Origin of the sequence: Aeoliella sp., from assembly GCF_965227375.1 — a bacterium.
Lineage (GTDB): Bacteria > Planctomycetota > Planctomycetia > Pirellulales > Lacipirellulaceae > Aeoliella.
In genome coordinates this window covers 27,851-51,903 of record NZ_CBDDFX010000001.1, presented here as the reverse complement: position 1 = coordinate 51,903, position 24,053 = coordinate 27,851, and the positions used below count along the sequence as shown (strand labels likewise).

Here is a 24,053-nt window from a genome sequence, read left to right as displayed (position 1 = left end):
AGCGAAAACACGCAACACTCCAGCCCGCCCGGCCACGCAGCCGGGCGGGCTTTTTTGTTTTCCACGCTAACGAGGTTTACCTCACCGTCATTTTGACAAGTCGCAACTGCTGCTCTGGCGATGCACGGGCACAAAAAGGCTGGGGAGACTGCTCATCTCTCCGGCTGGTCGGCGGTAGCGGCGAACTTTCTGTTTCGAAAGGAGTTTTAGAGCAATGGTTCAGAAGATTCACGTTAACGTTGGCACGATTGGTCACATCGACCATGGCAAGACAACCCTCACCACGGCCATACTGCGCGTGCAGTCCGAGCGCGGACTCGCCCAGTACCAGTCGTACGCCGAGGTCGCTAAAGGCGGCATTGCCCGCGACAAGAACAAGACGGTCACCGTCAACGTGTCGCACGTGCAGTACGAAACCGACGCGCGCACCTACGGCCACGTCGACTGCCCGGGTCATGCCGACTACATCAAGAACATGATCACGGGCGCAGCGCAGATGGACGGCGCGGTGCTGCTGGTGTCGGCCGTCGACGGTCCGATGCCGCAGACTCGCGAGCACATTCTGCTGGCGCGACAGATGGGCGTGCCCCACCTGGTTGTGTTCATGAACAAGTGCGACTTGGTGGACGAGCCGGAACTGCTCGACCTGGTGGAGCTGGAGCTGCGCGAGCTGCTTTCGCACTACGGATTCCCCGGCGAGGAGATTCCGTTTGTGCGCGGGTCGGCGAAGCTGGCTCACGACCACCCGACCGATCCCGAGGCGAGTGGATGCATCGCCGAGTTGCTTGCGGCGCTCGATAGTTACATCCCCGACCCTCCGCGGGTAGTCGATCGGCCGTTCCGCATGTCGGTTGAGAAGGTGTTCTCGATCGAGGGACGCGGCACGGTGGTCACCGGCGTGGTCGATCAGGGCGTCATTCGCCCTGGCGACTCGGTCGACATTGTCGGACTCGCCGAGGCGCCCCGAACGGTGGTCTGCACGCAGATCAAGACGTTTCGCGACGTGCTCGACTCCGCGTCGGCCGGCGACAACGTTGGCTGTTTGCTTCGCGGCGTCGGTCGCGACGAAGTAGAGCGCGGCCAGGTAATCGCCGCCGCGGGCACGCTCGCACCGCGCCTGCGGTTCGAGGCCGAGGTGTACGTGCTGGCCAAACAGGAAGGCGGGCGGCATACGCCGTTTGTCGACGGCTACACGCCGCAGTTCTTCCTGGGCACCACCGACGTCACCGGCGAAGTCCACCTGCTGGACGGCGCCGCAGCGGCCACGCCCGGCGACGGAGCCAAGCTCGACGTACGGCTGCAAAAGCCGATCGCCCTGGAAGCAGGCTCGCGTTTTGCGATCCGTGAAGGGAACCGAACCGTCGGCTCTGGTGTCGTGACTAGAGTTGTGGAGTAGATGTTTCGCCCGGAGGCCGAGGGCAATCTCGGCCTCCGGGTATTTCAAACTCCTCGCGAACCTTGGGTGCCTGGGGACGAGCTCTGCGAGCCCCCAGCACGTTGCGGCCTGTGGGCTCGCAAGACTCGACTACAGCCACCCTAGGCTTTGCGGGCAATTCAAATCACCCCAAATGGTTTGCGTATTGTGGCCCCGGCGGGGTTAGGAGCGACTAGTACATGGTTGCTGCGACGCCCGTAAGACCCGTCGCTCAGATTTGCCAAATCTGCGAATTCGTTCTCCACATCGACTCCGCTGCGGGGCCTCCTTTTTCACTCTTTCGATTGTTGTACGAACCATGTTTGCTCAACCCGGACAAGAACTGATTATCAAGGACACGCACCGCGCTCTGTGGTACGAGGACGGCAAGCTCGCGCGCACGCTGGAAGCCGGCAAGTACGCGATTCCCAAGCAGCCGTGGTTCGGCAAAGGCCCGAAGGTCGAGGTCGTACTGGTCGACATGCGCGAGCGCGATCTCACGATTAAAGGCCAGGAAATCCTCACGGCCGACAAGGTGGCCATCCGGGTGAGCATCCTGGTGCAGTTCCGCGTGGTCGATCCGCAGGCGGCGATTCACACCGTGAGCGACTATCAGGACCGGCTCTACAGCGACGTGCAACTGGCAGCACGGCGCTCACTGGCGTCGATGTCGCTTGAGGAAATTCTGACGAATCGTAACCGCCTGAGCGAAGACATCCTGCAGGAAGTCAAAGAAGCCGCCACCGGCTACGGCGTGACGATTCGCCGCGCCGACGTGAAGGACTTGGTGTTCCCGGGCAATCTGCAGGAGATCATGAATCGCGTACTGGCGGCCGAGCGAAACAGCCAGGCCCAGTTGGTCGAAGCGCGGACTCGCGCGGAGGTCGACCAGATCGAAGCGGCGGCCCGCGCCGACGCGCATCGCACGACGGCCGAAGCCGAAGCAGAAGCCCGCCGCCTGAAGGCCGCGGCCGACGCCGAAGCGGCCAAGACCCAAGCGGAGACTGAGCTGGCCACTTTCCAAGCCCGCCGAGAAATTGGCGACATCCTGGCCCAGAACGCCGCGCTAATGCGATTGGAGGAACTCGAAACGCTCCGCGAGCTGGGCACGAACGCCAACGCGCGGCTGTATGTCGACTTCGATCGGCCAGAACGGCGTGAGGTTTCTGCGAGCGTAGTGGAGTGATCCGCGGGTAGCAGTTTGGATGGGTTAGAGCTCAGCGAGCCCTCAGTACTTGTTGCTGGGGGCTCGCGAGTTCCGCGCAGTGTTGCGCGTCTTTATCCATCACTCCCGCTAGAGTTGCAAGTCGATACAGGCTTGGCCTCCTCTTTGAAGATCGAACGATATCTCACGTGGCCGCAATACCGCTCGCTCCTTTCCCTTTTGAGCAAGCGAGATCGCTGTACCACCAGGCGCTGTAGTTTGAAACTCCAATATTTGAATTGCAGACATGGAGAATCCATCGAAGCCGTGAAGAAAATCACCAATCACTCTCGCGATGACTTTGTATGCGTCTCGGCGAGGAAGCGACTCTGCCAAGTCGGTGAGTTGTAGAGTCAGATGCACACCATCCTGCGAAAACTCATGAACCGCGATGTTGCCGTTCTCGTCTGCTGGGCTGACAATCGGAGTATTCTTCTCCGGGCGAAAACGGCAATAGTACAGGAGCCATTGTCTGTTAGCGGTAGCTCCCGTCCAACATATTTCATTGTCCCCGTTTATTCTGAGACAGCGTCGACTTTCGATGGTCATGTAGATAGCGTCTGTGTTACTGACGTTTCAAGGGTTTGCAGCCTGCGCAAATCCTCTGGCAAGGCAAATCGCGGCTGGTTGCGGTCTCGGTCGCGCTGCGACTAGTAGAGAGCATTCTCCTCGACCGCCGTTAGCGACACTTCTTCAACTCAGGGCGGCGCTTCGCTCGTTCCTCGCTGCGCTCTGCCCTGGGCTACCATATTTCGCTCCTTCGGAGCTGTCTTGGTGCGATCCTTCTCCGTTAAAATCCGTGTCCATCAGTGTTCATCCGTGGCTAAATATCCAGCGTGACCCTCGCGAGCGGCTCTGTACTCTCTGTTCCCTCTGCGGTCTCCTGTTCAAATCGCTTTGGTTGTGGCTCCGCCGTACTGGGCTTTCAGCGGTCCAGTGAGTCTGTGGTCCCAAGTCGCTTGATCTCCCACATCCATCCTACCGCACCACCCGCCCGCTGCAATAATCCGCCACCACGCCTGCGAATCATCGAGCGAGCCAGGGGATGATGGGGCCTGGACCAACCGGAGCTACCCTATGCAAGCTCGCGCCGAGGCGTGGTTGTCGCGGATCTACCCGCACAACCCGTTGTATCTCGTCAGTGCTACGTTCGTACTCTATGGAATTCATCTCGCTTCTCAGGGGAGCCACCCGGCTGCTAACGACCTGAAGACGTCGCTGTTGTTTGCGTACGTCGTGATGCTCGCGGGCGCCGGGTGGCTTGTTGTTCGCTTTGGCCGAGTGTGGGAGGACGCGCGCACCATTCTGCTGGTCGTGCTCCTGATGTTCACGGCCATCTCCACCAGCTACGACCGCTTGTGTCTCGACAATCCTGCCGAGGGCGCGTTGCGGCTCGCGCTGGCGATGGGCTTCTGCTGCGTGGTGGTCGAAGGGACGCTCGCGATGCTGCGGATTCGCTTGCCGCTGGCGTACCGCGCGGTGTTTTACGTGCAGCTCGCGCTACTCTTTGCGTTCCCGGCGGTGCTGGGGCAACTCTCCATCGACGGGCATGAAGATCACATGTGCCTGGGCGTGCTGCTGTTCTCGGTGGCCGCGGGCGGGTCGCTGCTGTTATTGCTGCCCACCATCGGCCCGGCTCGATTGCGCCACTTCGACAGCGGCACGCCCTGGCCTTGGCCCTACTTTCCGTGGTCGATCTTCGTTTTCATGACCCTGGCGATGGGCGTGCGACTCTGGATGCTGAGCGTCTCGTTCACCGACGCCAAGGGACTGAGCCCGGCGTTCCATCCGTACTTTCTCACGCCGCTACTGTTGGCAATAGCGGTACTCCTGCTGCAATTCGGCATCGTCTATCGTTCGAAAGTGCTGCAGCGGATTGCACTAGGCAGTTTGCCAGTGATCGTGGCGCTGTCGTTCCCGCTGCACGTCTCGCGGGCGCAGGCATTGTCGCTCGACATCCTCATGCAAGCGCTCGCCGGCCCGCCGCTGATCACCACGGTCGTGGCCACGTCGGTCGCCGCTTACGCGTGGCTCCGCGGTGCATCGTGGGCCAAGCCAATCACGCTGGCAGGTGTGCTCTTGCTGTCGTGTCTCGACCCACGCACGTTGTCATTTGAACAACTGCACCTGCCGGACGCGTGGCTGCTGGTGGTGCTGCTGGTGTGGCTCGCAGCACAGGGCGTTTGGAAACGGAGTATGCCGCAATTGTCGGCGGCCGCGGCCGTAGCGTTGGTGCTGGCGCGTTTTCAGTTCGAGCAGTCTTGGGTTACCGACAACAACGCGTGGCTGGCGGTGATGGTGTGGACGAGCTGGACCCTGCTGTTGCCGCTGGTGTGTACCGACCGACTGGCGCAACTGATGAGGGTGTTCGCGCCAGTGCTGCTTGCCGTGCTGGGCGCGATCGTGGCCTTTGCCTTCCCGCCTAAGTGGTGGATCATGCCCGAAGTCCATGTGATCATCCTGCTGGCCATGCTACTGGCGCTGGCCATTGCGTATGGCTTGCGGCAACGCATCCGCTGGCACCTGGTGCCGATGGGGTTGCTGGCCGCGCTGATGTTCGGTCGCGGGCTGAGTACGTTGGTGCAAGGAATCGGCGACGCGATGACCCGCCGCGGGCTGGCGTGGTACGCGGTGGGTTGCGCGGTGCTGCTGCTGGCGCAAGGTGTGAGCCTATGGAAGGCAGGCGTGCTGCGGCGCGTGGTCGATTGGCTGCTGCATCGCGCCGCGGCGGCGGAAGTAGAATTCGAGAGCCCCGAACCCTAGTACACACCACTACGCCAGGCTGCCGCGCTCGATGAACGCGCTGCTGCCCGACTCGTCGTGCTCGATCACCTTGGTGCGGCGCTCGGCGAACGCCTTCTCGCGCGGCGCCATGTAGCGGCGCAAATCGTCGATGCTTACCGGTTTGTAGTCGCACGAGTCGACACCCACGTCCCTGGCGAGTAGCCATGGCGATTGCTCGTTCTCTTGATCGAGCCGGCCGTGCACGTGACCGTACAGGTGCCAACTGCCATGAAAGCTCTTATGCCAGCTTCGCATGGGGTAGTGGTTGAGCCAGATCTTGTGCCCGTCGACGCGAACCATGCCTTGGTCGATCGGTTGCCGGAAAGCCGCGCCCACGGAACGATGATCGTGATTGCCCCACACCAGGCGGACGTCGCGGCAGGCGATGCGATTGCGGTACGCCTGCGCTTCTTCCAGCTTGCCCCAACAGAAATCGCCCAAAACCCACAGCGTGTCGGCTGGTTCGACCACCGCGTTGATCGCGTCGATGATCGCCGCGTCGTGTCGCGCGATCGACTCGGGCGACACCTTCCACGCGCCGCGCGGGTCCTCGGTCGCCTGCTGCTTCTCGGTCTCGCTGAGAAAAGGCCGCAGGCAGAATTTCACAATATTGCCGTGCCCCAGGTGCGTATCGGCAGTAAACCATGTCGTTGGCATTCCATGCTCCAGTCTCTCATTTTTTTCGTTCGTTAAGTCTATTCCCGTAGCAGACAGCCGACTCGCCCGTCAGGTTCACCAAGGTACTAGAGCGCTTTCAGAATTAGCGTGCCGACTTGGCTTGTTGTGTCGTCCCGCTGCTTTGTCGGCCTGCATCGACGGATACCAATTCGCCTGCTTCGGCCTTCGCGCATCGTGCCAACACCACGGCGCCAATCCGGCACGCTAATTCTGAAAACGCTCTAACTTCGCCCGATTTGGCGATTTCCTCAACTCCTCCGCTTGACCCCTCCGAGGATAGTGTCATAATTACACTAACAAGGAGCTCGCCATGCACACCAACCTCGCTTTGCTCACCGATCTGTACCAGCTCACCATGGCCTACAGCTATTGGAAGCTGGGCCGGGCGGATCGTGGGGCCGCGTTTCACTTGTTCTTCCGTAACCCGCCGTTCGCCGGTGGGTACGCGGTAGCCGCTGGGCTGGGGCCGGCGGTCGAGTTCCTCCAGGGTTTTCAGTTCGACCAATCGGACGTCGACTACCTGGCCACGCTCACCGGCCGCGATGCCCAGCGGCTGTTCGACGACGACTTCCTGCACTACCTCCACCGCCTGCGTCTCACGTGCGACGTCGACGCCATGCCCGAAGGCACGGTGGCGTTCGCTAACGAGCCGCTAGTGCGCGTCACGGGACGGATGCTCGAGTGCCAGTTGCTGGAAACCGCGCTCTTGAACATCATCAACTTTCAAACCTTGGTCGCCACCAAGGCCGCGCGGATCACCAGCGTAACCGGCGGCGACTCGGTGATCGAGTTTGGCCTGCGACGCGCTCAAGGCGTCGATGGCGGGCTGTCGGCAAGTCGCGCGGCGTACATTGGCGGTTGCGACTCCACGTCGAACGTGCTGGCCGGCAAGCAGTACGGCATTCCGGTCAAAGGCACCCACGCTCACAGTTGGGTCATGTCGTTCGACGACGAACTCACCGCCTTCGACGCTTACGCCCAGGCGATGCCGAACAACTGCGTTTTCCTGGTCGACACCTACGACACGCTGCAAGGTGTTCGAAACGCGGTTGAGATCGGCCGCCGCTTGCGCGAGCGGGGCCACGAGATGGTTGGCATCCGCTTGGACTCCGGCGACCTGGCTTACCTGAGCATCGAAGCCCGTAAGATCCTCAATGCCGGTGGTTTCCCCGAAGCGGCGATCGTCGCGTCGAACGACCTCGACGAGAGCATCATCGAAAGCCTCAAGGCCCAGGGCGCGACGATTAGCGTGTGGGGCGTCGGCACCAAGCTGGCCACCGCGTACGACCAACCGGCGCTCGGCGGCGTCTACAAGCTCGGCGCGACGCGCGACGGTCACGGTCCCTGGGAGCCGAAGCTCAAACTCTCCGAGCAGACCGCCAAGATCAACATCCCCGGCGTGCTGCAGGTCCGCCGGTATCGCAACGGCGAAGGCCTGGTTGCCGACATGATCTACGACGAGAACCACGCGATCGATCCCCGCGGCACGGTGGTCGACGTGAAAGACACCCACCGCCGCAAGTCGATCGCCGACATCTCTGCGGGCGAGGACCTGCTGACGCCCGTCATGCGCGGCGGCGAAGTCGTGGAGCCATTCGCCGCCGGTGGTGAGGAAACCCTCGACGCTGCTCGAACGCGGGCACAGAAGCAACTCGCAGAACTGCACCCGACGATCCGCCGATTGCTCAACCCGCACGAGTATCCAGTCGGTATGGACATCGGACTGTTCGAGCGGCGTGACAAGATGATTCACGAAGTGAAGGCAAGGCTGACATGAAGTACTCCTACGAATACCCCCGACCAGCACTCACCGTCGACATCGTCGTGTTCGCCCTCGACGAGGACGACTTGCAGGTGATGTTGATCCAACGCGACCTTCCGCCGTTCGAAGGTGGTTGGGCGCTGCCGGGTGGATTTGTGCACGTGGACGAAACGCTCGACGAGGCCGCGCGGCGGGAACTGAACGAAGAAACCGGGCTGGCGGACATCTACCTCGAGCAGCTTTACACGTTCGGCCAGGTCGACCGCGATCCCCGCGAGCGGATCGTCACCGTGGCCTACTACGCCCTGGTGAACCTCGAAGGTCACGACGTCCGCGCCAGCACCGACGCCCGCAATGCCGCGTGGTTTCCGGTGAGCGACTTACCGCCGCTGGCGTTCGACCACCCAAAGATACTAGCGATGGCGCACGAGCGGCTGCGGGGCAAGGTCCGTTACCAGCCGATCGGTTTTGAGCTGCTGCCCGAGCGTTTCACGCTGCGGCAACTGCAGCACTTGTACGAAGTGATCCTCGACCGCGAGTTGGACAAACGAAACTTCCGCAAGAAAGTGCTGGCGATGGGCATTGTGAAGGAGACCGGCGAGATCGAAAAAGACGTCGCCCACCGCGCGGCGCAGCTTTACCGCTTCGACAAACGCACGTACGACCGGCTGACGAAACAGGGTTTTAACTTTGAGATTTGAGATGATACTACGCTCGCACATCCTGGGCTGCTTGCTCGGCACGGCCGTTGGCGATGCTGCCGGGCTGCGGTGCGAAGGGCTCTCGCCGCGGCGGGCGCGGAGGTTGTACGGCGACGAGGTCGCACCCACGCTACTGCTGGGCCGCGGCATGTGCAGCGACGACACCGAGCACACCGCCATGGTCGCCAGGGCGTTGGCCGAGAGCAATGGCGACCCCGAAACGTTCGAAGCGCTGTTCGCCCGCCAACTACGACCGTGGCTATTGACCATGCCAGCGGGCATTGGGCTGGCGACGCTACGCGCCTGTTTGAAGCTGCTGGTGGGCGTCGGTCCAAGCCGCAGCGGAGTGTTCAGCGCGGGCAATGGGCCGGCGATGCGGTCGGCGCTGTTGGGAGTTTGTACGAACAACGAAAACGAATGCCGCGAACTGGTGCGACGTTCGACTCGCGTCACTCACGTTGATCCAAAAGCCGAAGAGGGAGCGTGGGTGGTCGCCGAAGCTGCCGCGCTGGCCGCACGAGGTAGTCGGGCGACGCCGCTGGAGTTTATCGAAAACATGACGACTAAGCTGCAAGGTGGCGAACTTCGTGAGCGCCTCGACGCTCTATGCCAAAGCCTGCGAGCGGGGCACGCACCAGCGGAGTTTGCCGAGTCGCAAGGTTGGACGCGCGGGGTGAGTGGTTACATTAACCACACGGTGCCGGCCGCACTATGCTGCTGGGCCGCCACGCCGGACGACGTTCGCCAAAGCGTCACCAGCGCCGTACTGCTGGGAGGCGACTCGGATAGCGTCGCGGCCATCACCGGCGCCATCGCAGGAGCGAACCTTGGCGACGCGGCGGTGCCACGCGAGTGGATCGAGCGACTAGCCGAGTGGCCGCGGACCGTGAAGTGGCTCGAACAGTTGGCCGACACACTAACGGCCCAACTGGTCGGTGATCGAGCACCACAACTACCATCGATGCACTGGCCCGCCACGGCAGGGCGCAACGCGGTGTTCGCTGCGGTGGTACTGGCAATGGGATTTCGGCGGTTGCTTCCACCTTATTGACTGAATCATGTTTACCAACCCCCTCCAACAACGCCTCAGCAATTCCAAGCGCGTGCTCGTCGCAGGTGCGGGGGGTGGGTTTGATATTTACTGTGGTGTGCCGTTGAGCCTGGCGCTCGCCGAGCAGGGCGTTGAGGTACATCTGGCGAATCTGTCGTTCACTCGGCTGGGATACGCGGTGTCGCCGGAACCGGTGAAGGTTACCGCGGATACTGAGGGTCCTAGCGAGTACTTTCCGGAGAAGTGGCTTGCGCAGTGGTTTCGTTCTCGTGGCATGCAGCAACCGGTCTACGCCTTTCACCGCACCGGCGTGCGACCCTTGGTCGAAGCGTACCGGCAGCTTGTCGAGGAGTTGAAGCTCGACGCCATTGTGTTGGTCGACGGCGGCACCGATAGTTTGATGCGCGGCGACGAAGTGGGGCTGGGCACGCCGGAAGAGGACCTTGCCAGTCTCGCGGCGGTCGACGCACAGGATGTCGCCACCAAGTTGCTAGTGTGCGTGGGGTTCGGCGTCGACGTGTTTCATGGGGTCTGTCACGCGCAGTTCCTCGAGGCAGTTGCCGCGCTCACGGAAACTGGCGGCTGCTTGGGCAGTTTTTCATTGAACAAAGAGAGCTCACACACGTCGGCCTACCTGGAGGCCGTTGAGTTTGCGTGCCGGCAGAATCCGATCGTGGCCAGCATTGTGAATACCTCGATCGCTTCGGCCATTGAGGGCAAGTTTGGCGATTATCACCGCTCGCACCGCACCTCCGGAAGCAAACTGTGGATCAACCCGTTGATGAGCCTCTGCTGGTGCTTTGATCTTCCGGCGGTGGTTCGACGATCGCTGATCCTTCCCCACGTGATGGACACGGTTACCTACACCGACATGTCGCTCGCGATTGAAACGGCTCGCGATCGGATTGAAGCCATAAAGAAATGGGACGAGATTCCGTTGTAGGTTGAGAGGTTACCATGCTCCACATTCCAGCCCCGCTCGAATGCGTCACCGATGGACTCACGGTCTTTCTGGCTGGCGGTATTTCGGACACGGCGGATTGGCAGGCGCAGGTGGTTGCGCAGCTGGCGGAGTTGAGGTTCACCTTGTTCAACCCGCGACGCGTTGAGTTTCCCGAGGGGGACGAGCGCGAGAGCGAGCGGCAGATTGAGTGGGAGTGGAGGCACCTGCAGCGGGCGGATTTGGTGGCGTTTTGGTTTCCGCCGGAGACCATGTGTCCGGTGGCTTTGTTTGAACTCGGCGCGTGCTCGGCCGCGGATGTTCCGCTCGTGGTGGGGACGCACCCGGACTACTGTCGCCGGTTCGACGTGGTGCAACAGCTGAAACTCCGCCGACCGGAAGTCGAGGTGCATTGCTCGCTCGACGCGGTTGTGGATGACATCAAACACTTTGTCACATGGGCTACGAGCCAACGATGAGAGCATTGATACTGGTCGACATTCAGAACGACTTCCTGCCCGGCGGGGCGCTGGCCGTGCCGGAGGGCGATGCGGTGGTGCCGGTGGCCAATCGGTTGATGCCGGACTACGACCTGGTGGTCGCCACGCAGGATTGGCACCCGGCCGATCACTTGTCGTTCGCCAGCCAGCACGCGGGCTGCAACGTGGGCGAGTTTGTGGAGGTGGATGGCTTAGAGCAAATCCTCTGGCCCGACCACTGCGTGCAGGATTCGCGCGGAGCGGAGTTTGCCGCGGGGCTGAACATCGGCGGGGTTGATCATGTCGTGCAGAAGGGGACCAATCGCCGAATCGACAGCTACAGCGGCTTCTTCGACAACGCCCGACGCCACGCGACCGGCTTGGAGGAGTTGTTGCGGAGCCAACAGGTCGACGCGGTCGACATCGTCGGCCTGGCGACCGACTACTGCGTGAAGTTCACCGCGCTGGACGCAGTGAGCTTGGGCTTCACGACCCGCGTGCTCACCCAAGGCACCCGCGGCGTGGAGTTGGACCCCGGCGACTGCAATCGCGCGGTGCAAGAAATGCAAACTGCGGGTGTGGACGTGATTTGAACCCACAGAGTGTAGGCCGTAACAAGCTATGCGCAGTTACGGCGGTCGTCTACAAGCAGAGCCATTTGAACAGGAGGGCACAGAGTGAACAGAGAGAGGATGCCGCGACCGGTCGGTGCCGCGGAGAACTGCCCGCGAATCCACGCGAATGTCGCGAATCGAACTTACTTGTATTAGCCACGAAAAGGAAGAAAAGGCACGAAGAAATGTCTATCGAATTCTATGCAACCGGTGACGCCTTCGGTGAGTTCTCGAACTTCGCCGCGTTCCCATTTGCGCTGGACGGCGTGACGTGGCCGACAAGCGAGCATTACTTCCAGGCAGAGAAATTCGAGGATCAAGAGTATCGCGAGAAGATTCGCACGACCGCCAGCCCGATGATCGCGGCTCGGCTTGGCCGCAGTCGCAAAGTGCCTATTCGCTCCGACTGGGAATCGGTGAAGCTCGACGTAATGCGGCGCGCGGTGCGAGCAAAGTTCGCTGCGCACGAAGCCCTAAGAGAATTGCTCCTTTCGACCGGCGATCAATTGCTTGTAGAGGCGGCCAAAGGCGACGCGTTCTGGGGAACCGGCGACGACGGCAGCGGCCAGAACTGGCTGGGGCGCATCCTGATGGAAGTGCGCGACGAGCTGCGTGAGGGGAACGAATAACGAGTAGGAAGAGACAATGAATCGAAGCAAACGAGCAATTATCGCCACAGAGACAATGCAGATTGTCGACCAAGGTTGGTATGAATCAGAGAGTGCTGGACGCATAGAGATCAAGCCGCAGGTCGATGCGTGCCTGGCTGGAACGAGGCTCTATTGTCCAGAGGACTTTGACTCGATCGACCTTGGTCCTGCGAGCAACGGACCGACGGCGTTCGAGGTGGGCAACGAAACCACGCTCGCCGCGGGCCATCGACTGGTGGTGGAGCGTGGCGAGCCGCGGACCTTGTTGCTCAACTTCGCCTCGGCCAAGAACCCGGGCGGCGGCTTTCTGGGCGGCAGCCAGGCGCAAGAGGAAAGTCTCGCCAGGTCATCGGCGCTGTACGCTTCGCTGCAAACGCAGATGGAGTACTACACGATCAACCGCGAATGCAAAACGGCGTTCTACACCGACCACATGATTCTCAGCCCCGCCGTGCCGGTGTTTCGAAACGACGCGACGGACCTGCTGCCAGCTCCCTACGTGGTCGGCATGCTAACCTCGCCCGCTGTGAACGCCGGAGCAGTGCTCAATAGTGAACCGGAAAGGGCCGAGGAGATCGCACCCGTCATGGCTGCGCGGATTGCCAATGTATTGTCTGTGGCTGCCAGCGAGGGCTATGAGCAACTGGTCCTGGGCGCGTGGGGATGTGGTGTGTTTCGAAACGAACCCGAGACGATCGCCGACCTGTTCGCAGAGGCCTTGCTCGGTGACTCACCGTTTGCGGGGCGGTTCAAGCGAGTCGTGTTCGCCGTGCTGGACAACACGGCCGACGAGTCCATCGTCGGGCCATTCCGATGTCGCTTCGCGGGAGGGACGGGATGAGCACCGAACCAACACTCGAAGACCGCTTCGTCGGTTGTTTGCTAGGTCTCGCTGTCGGCGATGCGTTGGGCGCGCACTTCGAGGGGCAGCCCGTGGCGTTCATGGAGCGGAAGTACAGGTCGGCGCGGCAGTTGATTCACAGCCCGCCGCCGGGTGAGTTGTGGTACACCGACGATACGCAGATGGCGATTGGCGTGGCCGAGACGCTCGTCCGGTGTGGAGAGGTCGACTTCGATGTGCTGTGTGAGCGGTTCGCTGCCAACTTTCTGCCGCAGCGTGGTTATGGCCGCGGTGCTCGGATCGTGTTGGAAGCCATGGGTGCGGGGCACGACCACAAGTACCTGGCCGAGAATCTGTTTCCTGGTGGTTCGTTTGGCAACGGGGCAGCGATGCGCGTGGCCCCGGTGGGCGTGATGTTTCGCGATGATCCATCGGCCGTTTGGAAACAGGCTCACACTTCGGCGCTGCCGACGCACGTGCATCCGCTGGGCATCGAAGGTGCACAAGTGCTGGCTTTGGCGGTCGCCCTGGCGTCGCAGGGTGAGGAACTCAACCGCGAGTCGTACTTCGAGACCTTAGCCGAGCGATGCGGCGCGCCAGAGTATAGCGGCGCGCTTCGTCGTGCAGCGCGGCTCGACACGGTTCGCGATCTGGGACTGTTCGGCAACGGCATCGAGGCCACCGCTTCGGTCGTGACCGCGATCGCGGCCTTCGGACTCACGCCTGACTCCTACGGCGAGACGATCGGCAACGCCATCCTGCTTGGCGGCGACACCGACACCATCGCCGCCATGGCCGGCGCCATCAGCGGTGCGTACCTCGGCGTTGGTGCGATCCCCAGCGACCTGCTCGCGAAACTCGAAGACCGCAAACAGGGTAAGAGCTACATCGAGCAGCTTGCGCGGGATTTGTACGGTGCGTACGAAGCTGCGCGCGGATTGCCGACGAAGGACTAACTAAATGCCACTACCAATCCAACTCCTACTGATTCATCCCAACCCGGACGCCATCGACGCGTTTGCGCATCGCTTCGCGCACCTTCCCTCGGTGCGGACGGTTCAGACTTCGTATGAGGAAATGGAGTCGCACGATTGTTTCGTCACTGCGGCCAACTGTTATGGCATTATGAATGCAGGCATCGATGCGGCGGTGGTACGGGTGCATGGAGTGGAACTGTGTACCGCGATTCAGCATCGCATTCTCGACGAGTTTCTGGGCGAGCAGCCCGTGGGTACCGCCATCGTTCAGCCCACTCGCCAAGCCCACAATCCCTTCGTCTGCCATGCACCCACGATGCGAACGCCCGGCTCGATCACTGGCACGGACAACGTGTACCGCGCGACGTTTGCGGCGCTCACGGCCATCTACCGTTACAACGTCGCCCACGACCATCCGATCCACTCGGTGGCCATGCCCGCGATGGGTTGCGGGTTTGGAGGGATGACTTACTCGGAGTCCGCGCGGCAGATGGCGGCTGCCTACAAGCACTATCTCGAGCCGCCGCACGCGATGAACTGGGACACGGTCACCCGTCGCGAGAAGTCCATCCGGTACGACGGGGACAGGTGCGTGATCACCTGATCGGCTGTCCGCGGAGCTGTAAGAAAATCGCCGTTGAATTCACCCGTCGGCGTGATCTAATGGAATCGCGTGGCGGTGTGCATCGGGGCTTGATTCCTCTACGCAGCACACTCTGGGTGCTGACGCTTCCGGCTCGCCAGATTGGCTTGCCGAGGTTTTGTAGCACTGCAGGGGTTTTGTCCCACCATCGGGGTTTTGGGCCAACGGCGTGAAATGTGGGGAACAACCCGTGGGGTTTTGTCGCACCCCCCGATTGGTTTTGTCGAGAAAACAAGGGGTTCTGCCACGTTGGTGGGACCAAAACGCTTAGGGTTTTGGGCCAATGGATCGTTTTGTCCCCAAGGTGGGGCAAAACCCTCCGACTGAATTGGTGCGTAGCAGCACTGGCAAACTCCCCACATGGGTGGGATGCGGTTATGATCGTCCCAGGTGGCGATGGGTGATCGTAAATCGACCAAACGATGAACTTAAGGAACCCTCGATGAAGTACCTACTGACTGCATTCCTGCTGGGAGCTTGTGCCATGCCTGCGACGGCTCAGTTGATTGTCGCACACCGGGGGGCGTCGCATACGGCGCCGGAGAACACGCTGGCCGCGTTCCGCCTGGCGTGGGAAGAAGGGGCCGACGGGGCGGAGGGCGACTTCTACCTCACCGCCGACAACCAGATTGTCTGCATTCACGACAAGGACACAAAGCGAACCGCCGGCAAGAAGCTGATGGTGGCCGACTCGTCGTTCGATGAGCTGCGCAAGCTGGACGTGGGAAGTTGGAAGGACAAGAAGTACGCCGGCGAGAAGATTCCGACGCTCGCTGAGGTGCTGGAGACCGTTCCCGATGGCAAGCGGATGGTGATCGAACTAAAGACCGGCCCCGAGATCGTCGAGCCACTCCAAGAGGTGCTGGCCGATAGCGACGTGCCGAACGACAAGCTGCTGATTATCGCATTCAATGCCGACACGGTGCTGGCGTGCAAGCGGAAGCTGCCGGAGATCAAAGCGCACTGGCTCACCGGTTACAAACGGAACAACAGGGGCGCCTGGACTCCCAGCCTGGTGAAGGTCGTGCAGACCATGAGGGCGACCGGCGCTGACGGGCTTGGCAGCAATGGCAAGCCGGACATTTTCGACCGCGAGTTCATTTCGAAGCTCAAGCGTGAAGGGCTCGGCGAGTTCCACGTATGGACGATCGACGACCCGGAAGTGGCCAAGTTCTACATCGAGCAAGGCGCGTACGGCATCACCACCAACCGCCCAGGTTGGCTACGCAAAGAACTGGGCGACGCACTGAAGAAGCCCGAGGAAGGCTAGCTGGAGAGCTCCGACGTCTTTCCAGCAACGACGACTTGCTCCACGGGGATCTCTCCGTGGCGGACGTCGAGTGACACGTTGCCATCCTTCATCTCTACGGTTCCGTAACCGGTGGCAGTGGAGAGGAAGCTGCGGAAGTCGCCCACTTGCGAGTCGACGTACAGCGTCTTGTCGATCGCGTCGTATCGCACGCCGGTGAGGCCTTGCAGCAAGGCGTAGCTCGACATGGCGCGGGCGTACCAGTGGCCGCACTCGAACTCGTTGAACGGGTTGCGGACGCGGCCGTCGTAGCGGTCGCGACACGCCCGGACGATGTCGAGTCCCTCGTCGACCATCCCTTCCATCATCATGTGCGAAGCGGCCTGGTACTCGATGCCGGTCCAGACTTCGTTGCTATACACGAAAGGAATACTGAGTTCGCCGCCCTTGGGCCACGAGCAGAGCAGCAGTCCGCCTTCGCTGCCGAAGGCGTAGGTCGGTCGCTGCGGGTTGGCGTGGTCCATCAAGCTGGGCTTGAAGTTGTACTTGTGAATCGCCTTGAGGTTCGAGCGAAGCTTCTCGCGATCGATGGTCGGTTCGACACCGCACACTTCGGCCATCCAGAAACCGAGCACGCCGTCCGACAGGCAGCCGGTGCCGTACTGGTACTTGGGACCTTGCTGGTTTAGGTCCTCGATCAACTCACTATAACCTTCGCCATTGTTGCTCGATGTGATCGGGCGGAACTTGGCGTTCAGACCATCGACCTGGATCTTGTGGAAGAAGTACTCCCCGTCGTACAGCTCTTCTTCCAGGAACTGCGTTCCCTTTTCGACAAGCTCTTCGTACAGCGAAACATCCTTGCCCAACTCGCGTCCCATCGCGGCTGCGGCCGCCAAAGCGCTGAGGTAGAAACTACCGCAATGCCCGTCCGGTCCCCAGTACTCGATGTCGTACGTGTTGTGATGCGGCTCCTCGAGTACGCCCTTGTGTCGCGGATCCCACGAGTGGATGCAGTAGTCGAGGCTCTGCTGAACTTGCGGCCACATGTCGCGCAGCCAATCGGTATCGGCCGAGATGCGCCATTCGCGATAGACTTTCAGGATGCCGCCGAGCTGACCGTCGGACGCCGCGTGGTAGTTGTGCGCAACCGGGCGGATGGGCAGTGCCGAGCGGAAAGTCTGATGGCCTTCGGGCGATTGGCTTTCGTGGAACTCGGTCTGGCGGAGCGTGCGTTCCATGTCGGGGAACAGGTGGCACATCGCCTGGGCGTAGTTCCATACGTGCGTGCAGGAACCGCTGCAGCAGCCGCGGCTGTCGGAGCAACCTTCCCAGCACCACATACGACCGTCGGCCTGGCGGAGCACGGTGGGCGACTTGAGGATCGTGAGGTTGGCGGCCACCGCTTCGACCACCTCGGGCGGCAACGTGGTGTCGTAGAACGCGTCGCTGAACCGCTTGCTGGCGGTGCGCAGCTCGTCGTAGTTCTGCTTCCAGTATTCGGCCGTTTGCTCCACGCTGTCGAACCGCCCCGCGTACCATGGTGTGTGGTGCTGGGCGACGGGCGCCGATTCCGGCTTCTTATCGGGACCGGTAGCGACCCAGTCGCCGAAGTCCTTGCCTTCGAAGTCGGCGATCAGGATGGCGTCGGTCAGATCCGCTTTGCTCTTGGCCACCTTGTCGGTCTGCACGATGTGATCGACGTTGATGTGTCCCCAACCGCCAGTGGCGTTGTCGACAATCTTCAGTTGCGCCGGCTTCCCGCGCCAGTCGCTAACGTTCCACGATTCCCATTCCAGTTGCTCGGTGTCCTTGCCGGTGGCGGTGCGGACCGGTTTGCCTTCGACCAGCAGTTGCAGCACGGTTTTGCGGGAGTTGTTGCCGCCGCCGATGAGGAACTGCAAGTGGTTCCGCTGGATGGTGAATTCAGGCGAAGTGAGTGTGCCCACGGCAGCGTCGCCGGAGGGATGGAAGGTGTTTACCAGGCCCTTACCTTCGTAGCCGGAGACGGGGTTCTGACCCGAGGCGGTGCCTTGGGCTGGTCCCGCGGCAAAAGCGGGATCGCTGCCCGCTGCCGACTCGCCGGAGCGAAGACGCGTGTTGGGCACGTACCAGGTGAACATCAACCGCACCGTCTCCGAGTCGCCCGGCGCGACCGTCAGCGGTACGAACAGCGAAGCGCCGCGGCCACCGCCGCCGACTGGCGGATTCTCGAGCAAGCGGGCGTTGGCAATGTTTTCCCACGCCAGGGTGAGCGAGTCGAACCAACCGCCGCGGAACCAGCAGTGGTCGACCACCGTCTCGGGGCGATCGGTGTAGATGGCGCAGTCGCCTTGCAGGTCTTCGCGGGTGGCGGTTGGGCTTTGCGAGAGCAGGAAGCCTTGCGGGAAGGCCTTGATGCTGGCGCCCGAGTCGCCCGCGGCCATGAAGTTGGCCGAGTTGTAACTGAACACGCACTCGACCGGCTTGTCAGTGTTGTTGGTGAAGGTGTACTCGAGCGCACCAACTGGCAGCGACGAGTTATCGGCATCGCCCGGCGTGAAGGGGTTCCAGCCGGTGATCTTCACGTCGAGTGGCATCTCCTCGTCCGACAGTTCGATCTCAGCGAAGGGGAAGCGGGCGACGAACTCCGCGTTTTCGAAGCGAGGAAAGCCGGCGCTGCTCTGCCCTGCGCCGTTACCGGTGCCGGGGCGGCCGAACATCTTCCATTCGGGCACCTGACCTTCGAGCACCTTGGCGACGTTGCCGTCCTGGCCCTTGATGCACAGCGCGGCGAAGCAGTTGGGCGCGTTGAACGCTTCCATCTCGTTACGCATCGAGACGTGCGAGATGGCGCCGGTCCCTTCCAGGCAGAACATGCCAGAGCCGAGGCCGCCGATGGGGAAGGCCACGCGGTCGAGGTACTTGCCGGTGTAGGAGCCGTTGTAGTCGCGGTCTTGCCGCTTTTCGTAACGTCCGTTGGCGTCGAGGCCGGAACTCGAGGCGGCACTGGCCGCTGCGCCGGCAATTGGTGTCAAAGCGGCGGCGCCCAAGCCCATCACTTGTACGAACTCTCGCCGTCCCAGCGGTCCGCAACCACAAGAGGAAGAATCACAGTTTCCGTTGTTCGCTACTTCCGCCTGCCGCTTGCTCATCGAAAGACTCCTGGTAGTGCAAAACTCGTGATGGACCTGCAAGGACTCATGATACTAGATACGGTGCGCGGAACCACCACGGGAGCCACAAACCAGAGGCCAATTGTCCGGTTGCAGGAACTCGTTGGCGAAAAAGTGGATGGTGGTGCGCATGGTTTGTGCGATTGGGCGCTGGGAGCGGACACGCTACCAGAGGACGCGGACGATCAGCTCCCACAGTTTCAAATAGGCGTTGTCCCACGCTTCGGGACGGAAGAACGTGACCGGGTTGTGGGGCGAGCCGATAAACGGCCGCAGCAGCCATGCCATCTGGATCGCCACCAGCGCGTACAGACCAGTCCACACCCACAACATCCGGCGATGCCGCGGGCGGTGGGCGATCAGCGGGCGGTAGTAACTGCGGAGCAGGCGCTGCGAGCCAAGACTGGCCGCGGCGAACATGATTCCGTTCACCACGAGCGCCTGCTCGTAGCCCGTATCCGAGGCGTACCAGAACAACGTGAGCGGTGCGAACGACACCAGCAGGATGGTGAATCCCACCTGCGTGGCGAGCAGGCTCCGCAGGGCGACTGCGAAGTCGCTGCCCAGCCCGAACAGCGCGTTCAGCACGTAGAAGCTCGGCAGGCTGATGGCGAACGTCGCTCCCAGCAGCAGCGGCACTTTGGCGGCCGAGTACAGCATCTGCAGCGGCCAGTGAGTGCTTCCCGCCACCGCGCCGTACGATCCCATGGCCGCTCCGTAGAGCAATCCACACGCGGTCATCGTGACGAGCAGCTTGGCAAAGGTCCGCTGGCCACCCGCTGGCGAGTTGGTCCAGGCGGCGCGGCGCAGCACTTCGTCGGGCCAGTGAAGCATCGAGCTGTGCACGGCTCAACCTCCCCCGCTCAGCAGCCGCCACAACGCTCCCAGCACGCTGGCGAAGAAGTTCGATTCCCGCGCACGAAACAGCGTGAACTCCATCTCGGGAGTGCCAATGAACGGTCGCAGCACCCAACCCATCTGCGCACCGACCACCGAAAACAACACCAGCCAGCAGCGAAACACGATCCTGGTGTGCCGCGCGAACACTTGCCCTTGTGGCATGTCGAGCGCCGCAGGCCAGGCGGGGCGATCGATGGATGGCGGTGCCGTGTCGCCATTGTCCGAGGTACTCTCTTCGGGCGATTCGTGCTGGTCGTCGGGCTGCAGCGTCACTTCGGATTCCGATTCACGCGCAGGCTCGTCACCAGGAGTCTCGGCCGCGGCGGTGGCGTCTTCCGCTTCGGCGTATACGGACGTCATGCGGTGCAACGTTTGCAGCAGGAACATCAGGCCCAGCGCGCCCGACACCGAGAACACCGCCACGTTCAACAGCACGATGAACGGATAGCTGCTGGTGCTGAGCGAAAAGAACGCCACGATCAAACCCAGCGACGCCAGCACGGCCACGTTTACCGCCAGCGACGCAATCAACAATCGCAGCAAGTTCAACAGCCGCAATCGCGAGCCCACCAGTGCATTGAACACGTAGAGCGAAGGAAACGTGACCAGCAGGGTCAGAAAGAACAGGGCAGGGACCTTAAAGGTCGTCGCGATCAACTGCAGCACACGATCGGATGTGCCAATGGTCTCTTGGAGATCGGGAGGGATGTCCTTGAGCAACGAGTAACAGCCCATGCACAGGCCGTAGATCATGGCCAGGATCAGCACGATAATGGCCAACCCCCGGGCGCTAACGCCCAAGAGTCCATCTCCCAGTTTGTCCTCGGTGGTGGCCTCACCGCGCAGCAGACCATCCAGTTGCAGCAACCACTCGCGCATAGCAACCCCTCGCGTTATCGACAGAGTATTCCAGGCGTCCGTTCACGAACAGTTCGCCTCGAATATTCGGCGATCCATGGCAACCTTGCCAGCGGGCTACAACGCGAGGTCGCGCCACGCAATGTCGGCCTTGTCAACGTCCCAATCTTCCGCGAAGTATCCGGCCGCGCGGATGCCGCCATCGCCTGTGGTCAACGCTTCGGGTCCGATGATCAGCAGGTCGGGGTAAGCGGTGCCAGCCCAGAAGTAGCGGAGACGATTGGTCAACCGCATGCCCTCGATGCCGGTACCGCCAACCACAGCAACCAGGCGGTCGTCGTTGCCGGAGCGGGGGCGTACCACCACAAAGCCGATGTCGTCGCCGCTCTCCGGACGCGTGTCCACGCGGATTCGATTTCGGAACGCCTGCACCGGCGACGAAGACAGCAAGGCTGCCTCGGCGCGATTGGTATCAACATTACCGTAGACCACTACGTTACGGTCACCAGCTTGGTTCGCGTCGAAATCGGTATCTGCCAAAACTATCAGCGAGCCACCAGCGCGATAGGCGAACGTCTGGGCGTCGAAGTGCGCCTTGGCCCGCGACCAGGCATTTTCCTCTTCGTTGCCGATGGTTCCGTAGACCAGTACCACATCGTGGTTAAACACGCCCTTCATGCCGCCGTAGCGGTCGGGGTTCTTGTTCTCCGAGTCGGGCACGGGGCGTTGCATCCAGCGGTTGCCGGCTCGTTCGAGCCACAGTTTGCCATTGCGAGGCATCTGGCGGACCATCACCGGCCGCCCGCCATCGAGTCGCAACACAAACGGCTTGCCTTTGGGCACCACCGAGCTGTCGATCACCATGCGCTGGACGTTCTTGGTCGTGCCGACGATCGACAGCGGGCTGTCTTTCACCTCCAGGTCGACGCTACTCGTTTCGAACGGCGTCTGCTGCGCGGCGATCGTCAGCCAGTCGCGACTGGCGAGCGTACCCAAGTCGGACGTCGAAAGCTTGAGTCGACCCGCGTTCTCAGTCTTGCGAGAACGCGCGGCGAGGAAGTCCATGATCACGGGATTGTCGACCGTGCCGGCGCCCCACCAGTTGCCGGTCTCCGGCTTCTCGAAGTAGGCGAAGTCGTTGTGCCAATTGGCCAAACGTTCCACAACCAGTCGGCTCTGCTCGGGCGGAATCTGATCGTCGTCCGCTCCGTGCAGCATCATCACGCCGGTGCCCCACAAGTTGGGCAACTGAGCAAGGATGTCGCTCGGGCTCGCTGCGCGGTTCAGCATCGACTGCACCGGCGAGGGATCGTCGTAGTCGGGCATGCCGCCGCCGTAGGTCCACAGGCTTGGCCACGCGGCCGAAGTTGCCACCGCGGCGAAGCGGCCGGGCAGCGAAGTGGCGAGCACCAGCGCGCCGTGGGCGCCCATGCCGTGCCCGGTGACGTACAAGCGATCTTCGTCGGTTTCGAAGTGCTCGAGCGCGTCGGTCATGGCTTCTACCGCGTCGGCCCGCGACCACTCTTCCCAGTCGAGCGGGAACTCGCCGCGGCCGCCGGGCACGATGATGTGCGCCCAATCCTTCGGCTGGTACAGTCCGGCGAAGTCGCGCGCGGTCATGCCATCGGTGTGCAGGGCGACGATTGCGCCGGGCGCGTTGGACTTGTCTTCGTTGTCGCTCTCCTCCTCGTCGGAAGCCTTGGCCACCAGGTGAGTTTTGCCGGCGGAGGAGGAAGCCGGCACCACCACGTACGCCTGCACGCTGCCATCGATGCCGCTGCGGAACGTACGCGTTTGCGTGGCCGAAGCACCGACCACTTCCAGATCGAACCGCTGTACGGCCAGCACCTGGCTGTCGCGCACCACGCGGACGTACAATTCGGCCATGTCCTTCGGCAGCTCCTTGGGCACGGCGAACTGGAACCCGCAGCTACGCAGTGTCGCGCCGTCGAGCCAGGTGAGTGGGGTGACTGTCGGCTCGAGTTCGCCCAGCTGGGCTTCGATCGACACGCCGTCGAGAGCCTCGTCGGTCGTGTTGGTCAGCGTGACCGACGCCCACAACGGAGCGGCCTCCTGTCCTTCGACCAGCGAAGGCAGCGTTGTGCGGAATGGCGAGAGCAGCAGGTCGGCCGATGGCTTGACCAGCTTGGCTTTCAGTTGACTCTGGGCGACATGGAACACCAGCGTGTTCTCGCCCTTGTTGATCCGCACCGGCAGCACAAAGTCGCCGTAGGCGTAGGGATCGCCGGCGTAGGGCAGACCGTTCACGTACACCATCGCGTGCCCAGTGGCCTCGAGCAGCATGATGCCTGCGGCGGGCGAGTCGAAGCTGGTCGCCGCGTATCCGCCACGAATCGAACGAGTGGAGAGCACGCCATCGCTTGCGGCCGACGCGGAGCGCCAGGTGACTTCACGACTGCCCGTGGTGGCAAGCTTGTCTCCCGCCTTGGGCATCGAGAACTTGCCTTCGGCGATGGCCGCATCCACCGGATCGATAGAAACCGTCGCCCGACCGTAAGTCCCCACGCGGGGGATGGTGACGAACTTCTTCAGCACCACCTCGTCGGGCAGCACCGCCGGCTTTTCCGGCTCGGGCTCCGGCTGGGGTTCTTCTTTCGGCTCTTCCTTGGGCTCAGCCTCCTGCTTGGACTCTTCCGGTTTCATCTCCGGCTGGGCCTGTGGCTCTTCCGCCGGTTTCTCCTCGGCAGGTTTTTCCGCACTTGGCTTTTCCTCCGCCGGCTTCTCCTGCGCGGGTTGTTCCTCCGCCGGCTTCATCTCAGCTTCGGCTTTGGGCTCGGTCTTTTCGGCAGGTTCTTCCTTGGGCTCTTCTTTTGGCTCTTCTTTGGGAGCCTGCTCTTCGGCCTGTGGCTCTTCGCTGGGTTGCTCCTTCATCTCCTCCTGCTGGGGAGCTTCCTCGGCAGGTTTCTCTTCCGGAGTTTCTTCAGGCTTAGGCTCTTCCTTCGGTGCAGATTCCGGCTTGTCGGCCGGCTGTTCGGGTGGGGCCTGCGGCTCGGCTTTTGGCTCTTCGGCAGCTGGCGGGGCGGGCTCGGCGGGGGCCTGTTCCTGCGACATGGCCAGCGGTGCGCACAAGGCCCAGGTGAGAACCAGAACCGAAAGCCCAACTTCGAATCGCCCTGCGCGAGTCATCGTGTT

Annotated in this window: 20 protein-coding genes; 14 read left to right on the top strand and 6 right to left on the bottom strand. The window is 62.1% G+C overall.

Annotated features, from left to right (window positions below; all coding sequences use genetic code 11):
- The first annotated feature begins 214 nt into the window (after positions 1-214).
- Both tuf and ACQK2L_RS00230 read left to right on the top strand, forming a co-directional pair.
- Positions 215-1,396, top strand: a complete 1,182-nt coding sequence (tuf, locus tag ACQK2L_RS00235; RefSeq protein ID WP_425394947.1) for an elongation factor Tu — start codon at positions 215-217, stop codon at positions 1,394-1,396.
- Between the two features lie 337 nt (positions 1,397-1,733).
- Positions 1,734-2,600: a slipin family protein gene (locus ACQK2L_RS00230; protein WP_425394946.1), complete on the top strand. Its 867-nt coding sequence runs from the start codon at positions 1,734-1,736 to the stop codon at positions 2,598-2,600.
- Positions 2,601-2,708: 108 nt separating this feature from the next.
- Here ACQK2L_RS00230 and ACQK2L_RS00225 read toward each other — a convergent pair whose 3' ends face one another.
- Positions 2,709-3,167: a hypothetical protein gene (locus ACQK2L_RS00225; protein ID WP_425394945.1), complete on the bottom strand. Its 459-nt coding sequence runs from the start codon at positions 3,165-3,167 to the stop codon at positions 2,709-2,711.
- Between the two features lie 528 nt (positions 3,168-3,695).
- On the opposite strand from ACQK2L_RS00225, the gene ACQK2L_RS00220 reads away from it, so the two are divergent.
- Positions 3,696-5,381 carry a hypothetical protein gene (locus ACQK2L_RS00220; RefSeq protein ID WP_425394944.1) on the top strand — a complete coding sequence of 562 codons (1,686 nt, stop codon included), beginning with the start codon at positions 3,696-3,698 and terminating at the stop codon, positions 5,379-5,381.
- Positions 5,382-5,390: 9 nt separating this feature from the next.
- Here the strand turns inward: ACQK2L_RS00220 and ACQK2L_RS00215 are convergent, their stop codons facing one another.
- Positions 5,391-6,059: a metallophosphoesterase family protein gene (locus ACQK2L_RS00215; protein WP_425394943.1), complete on the bottom strand. Its 669-nt coding sequence runs from the start codon at positions 6,057-6,059 to the stop codon at positions 5,391-5,393.
- Positions 6,060-6,390: 331 nt separating this feature from the next.
- On the opposite strand from ACQK2L_RS00215, the gene ACQK2L_RS00210 reads away from it, so the two are divergent.
- The 11 genes from ACQK2L_RS00210 (at position 6,391) to ACQK2L_RS00160 (ending at position 16,008) form a co-directional block, all read left to right on the top strand.
- Entirely contained in the window at positions 6,391-7,857 is a 1,467-nt protein-coding gene (locus ACQK2L_RS00210; protein ID WP_425394942.1) for a nicotinate phosphoribosyltransferase, read from the top strand.
- On the top strand, positions 7,854-8,543 hold the full coding sequence (locus ACQK2L_RS00205) for an NUDIX hydrolase (protein WP_425394941.1): 690 nt from the start codon (positions 7,854-7,856) through the stop codon (positions 8,541-8,543). The genes ACQK2L_RS00210 and ACQK2L_RS00205 overlap by 4 nt, the downstream gene beginning before the upstream one ends.
- 1 nt (position 8,544) lies before the next feature.
- A complete protein-coding gene (locus ACQK2L_RS00200) occupies positions 8,545-9,594 on the top strand; it encodes an ADP-ribosylglycohydrolase family protein (protein ID WP_425394940.1) in 1,050 nt (349 codons plus the stop codon).
- Positions 9,595-9,601: 7 nt separating this feature from the next.
- Entirely contained in the window at positions 9,602-10,537 is a 936-nt protein-coding gene (locus ACQK2L_RS00195) for a DUF1152 domain-containing protein (RefSeq protein WP_425394939.1), read from the top strand.
- A 14-nt stretch (positions 10,538-10,551) separates the two neighbouring features.
- Complete coding sequence (locus tag ACQK2L_RS00190) at positions 10,552-11,013, top strand: nucleoside 2-deoxyribosyltransferase domain-containing protein (RefSeq protein WP_425394938.1); 462 nt, start codon at positions 10,552-10,554, stop codon at positions 11,011-11,013.
- The gene (gene pncA / locus ACQK2L_RS00185) at positions 11,010-11,606 is read left to right on the top strand and encodes a bifunctional nicotinamidase/pyrazinamidase (RefSeq protein ID WP_425394937.1); all 597 of its coding nucleotides are present in this window, start codon (positions 11,010-11,012) and stop codon (positions 11,604-11,606) included. Before ACQK2L_RS00190 ends, pncA begins: the two co-directional genes overlap by 4 nt.
- A gap of 206 nt (positions 11,607-11,812) precedes the next feature.
- Positions 11,813-12,256: an NADAR family protein gene (locus ACQK2L_RS00180; RefSeq protein WP_425394936.1), complete on the top strand. Its 444-nt coding sequence runs from the start codon at positions 11,813-11,815 to the stop codon at positions 12,254-12,256.
- Between the two features lie 16 nt (positions 12,257-12,272).
- Positions 12,273-13,118 (top strand): TIGR02452 family protein, encoded by an 846-nt coding sequence (locus ACQK2L_RS00175; protein WP_425394935.1) that lies wholly within the window; start codon positions 12,273-12,275, stop codon positions 13,116-13,118.
- Positions 13,115-14,074, top strand: a complete 960-nt coding sequence (locus ACQK2L_RS00170) for an ADP-ribosylglycohydrolase family protein (RefSeq protein WP_425394934.1) — start codon at positions 13,115-13,117, stop codon at positions 14,072-14,074. Before ACQK2L_RS00175 ends, ACQK2L_RS00170 begins: the two co-directional genes overlap by 4 nt.
- Before the next feature lie 4 nt (positions 14,075-14,078).
- Positions 14,079-14,699: a macro domain-containing protein gene (locus tag ACQK2L_RS00165; RefSeq protein WP_425394933.1), complete on the top strand. Its 621-nt coding sequence runs from the start codon at positions 14,079-14,081 to the stop codon at positions 14,697-14,699.
- Positions 14,700-15,180: 481 nt separating this feature from the next.
- Positions 15,181-16,008 (top strand): glycerophosphodiester phosphodiesterase, encoded by an 828-nt coding sequence (locus ACQK2L_RS00160; protein ID WP_425394932.1) that lies wholly within the window; start codon positions 15,181-15,183, stop codon positions 16,006-16,008.
- Here the strand turns inward: ACQK2L_RS00160 and ACQK2L_RS00155 are convergent.
- From ACQK2L_RS00155 to ACQK2L_RS00140, 4 genes are all read right to left on the bottom strand, one after another.
- A complete protein-coding gene (locus ACQK2L_RS00155) occupies positions 16,005-19,121 on the bottom strand; it encodes a GH116 family glycosyl hydrolase (protein ID WP_425394931.1) in 3,117 nt (1,038 codons plus the stop codon). The genes ACQK2L_RS00160 and ACQK2L_RS00155 overlap by 4 nt on opposite strands.
- A gap of 186 nt (positions 19,122-19,307) precedes the next feature.
- Positions 19,308-19,988, bottom strand: a complete 681-nt coding sequence (locus ACQK2L_RS00150) for a hypothetical protein (protein WP_425394930.1) — start codon at positions 19,986-19,988, stop codon at positions 19,308-19,310.
- Positions 19,989-19,991: 3 nt separating this feature from the next.
- Positions 19,992-20,921, bottom strand: a complete 930-nt coding sequence (locus ACQK2L_RS00145; RefSeq protein WP_425394929.1) for a hypothetical protein — start codon at positions 20,919-20,921, stop codon at positions 19,992-19,994.
- 96 nt (positions 20,922-21,017) lie between these two features.
- A complete protein-coding gene (locus ACQK2L_RS00140; protein WP_425394928.1) occupies positions 21,018-24,047 on the bottom strand; it encodes a prolyl oligopeptidase family serine peptidase in 3,030 nt (1,009 codons plus the stop codon).
- Positions 24,048-24,053 lie beyond the last annotated feature (6 nt).

Coding starts and splice junctions, on each gene's coding strand:
- tuf (WP_425394947.1), top strand. CDS start 215: ATGGTTCAGAAGATTCACGTTAACGTTGGCACGATTGGTCACATCGAC.
- ACQK2L_RS00230 (WP_425394946.1), top strand. CDS start 1,734: ATGTTTGCTCAACCCGGACAAGAACTGATTATCAAGGACACGCACCGC.
- ACQK2L_RS00225 (WP_425394945.1), bottom strand. CDS start 3,167: ATGACCATCGAAAGTCGACGCTGTCTCAGAATAAACGGGGACAATGAA.
- ACQK2L_RS00220 (WP_425394944.1), top strand. CDS start 3,696: ATGCAAGCTCGCGCCGAGGCGTGGTTGTCGCGGATCTACCCGCACAAC.
- ACQK2L_RS00215 (WP_425394943.1), bottom strand. CDS start 6,059: ATGCCAACGACATGGTTTACTGCCGATACGCACCTGGGGCACGGCAAT.
- ACQK2L_RS00210 (WP_425394942.1), top strand. CDS start 6,391: ATGCACACCAACCTCGCTTTGCTCACCGATCTGTACCAGCTCACCATG.
- ACQK2L_RS00205 (WP_425394941.1), top strand. CDS start 7,854: ATGAAGTACTCCTACGAATACCCCCGACCAGCACTCACCGTCGACATC.
- ACQK2L_RS00200 (WP_425394940.1), top strand. CDS start 8,545: ATGATACTACGCTCGCACATCCTGGGCTGCTTGCTCGGCACGGCCGTT.
- ACQK2L_RS00195 (WP_425394939.1), top strand. CDS start 9,602: ATGTTTACCAACCCCCTCCAACAACGCCTCAGCAATTCCAAGCGCGTG.
- ACQK2L_RS00190 (WP_425394938.1), top strand. CDS start 10,552: ATGCTCCACATTCCAGCCCCGCTCGAATGCGTCACCGATGGACTCACG.
- pncA (WP_425394937.1), top strand. CDS start 11,010: ATGAGAGCATTGATACTGGTCGACATTCAGAACGACTTCCTGCCCGGC.
- ACQK2L_RS00180 (WP_425394936.1), top strand. CDS start 11,813: ATGTCTATCGAATTCTATGCAACCGGTGACGCCTTCGGTGAGTTCTCG.
- ACQK2L_RS00175 (WP_425394935.1), top strand. CDS start 12,273: ATGAATCGAAGCAAACGAGCAATTATCGCCACAGAGACAATGCAGATT.
- ACQK2L_RS00170 (WP_425394934.1), top strand. CDS start 13,115: ATGAGCACCGAACCAACACTCGAAGACCGCTTCGTCGGTTGTTTGCTA.
- ACQK2L_RS00165 (WP_425394933.1), top strand. CDS start 14,079: ATGCCACTACCAATCCAACTCCTACTGATTCATCCCAACCCGGACGCC.
- ACQK2L_RS00160 (WP_425394932.1), top strand. CDS start 15,181: ATGAAGTACCTACTGACTGCATTCCTGCTGGGAGCTTGTGCCATGCCT.
- ACQK2L_RS00155 (WP_425394931.1), bottom strand. CDS start 19,121: ATGAGCAAGCGGCAGGCGGAAGTAGCGAACAACGGAAACTGTGATTCT.
- ACQK2L_RS00145 (WP_425394929.1), bottom strand. CDS start 20,921: ATGCGCGAGTGGTTGCTGCAACTGGATGGTCTGCTGCGCGGTGAGGCC.
- ACQK2L_RS00140 (WP_425394928.1), bottom strand. CDS start 24,047: ATGACTCGCGCAGGGCGATTCGAAGTTGGGCTTTCGGTTCTGGTTCTC.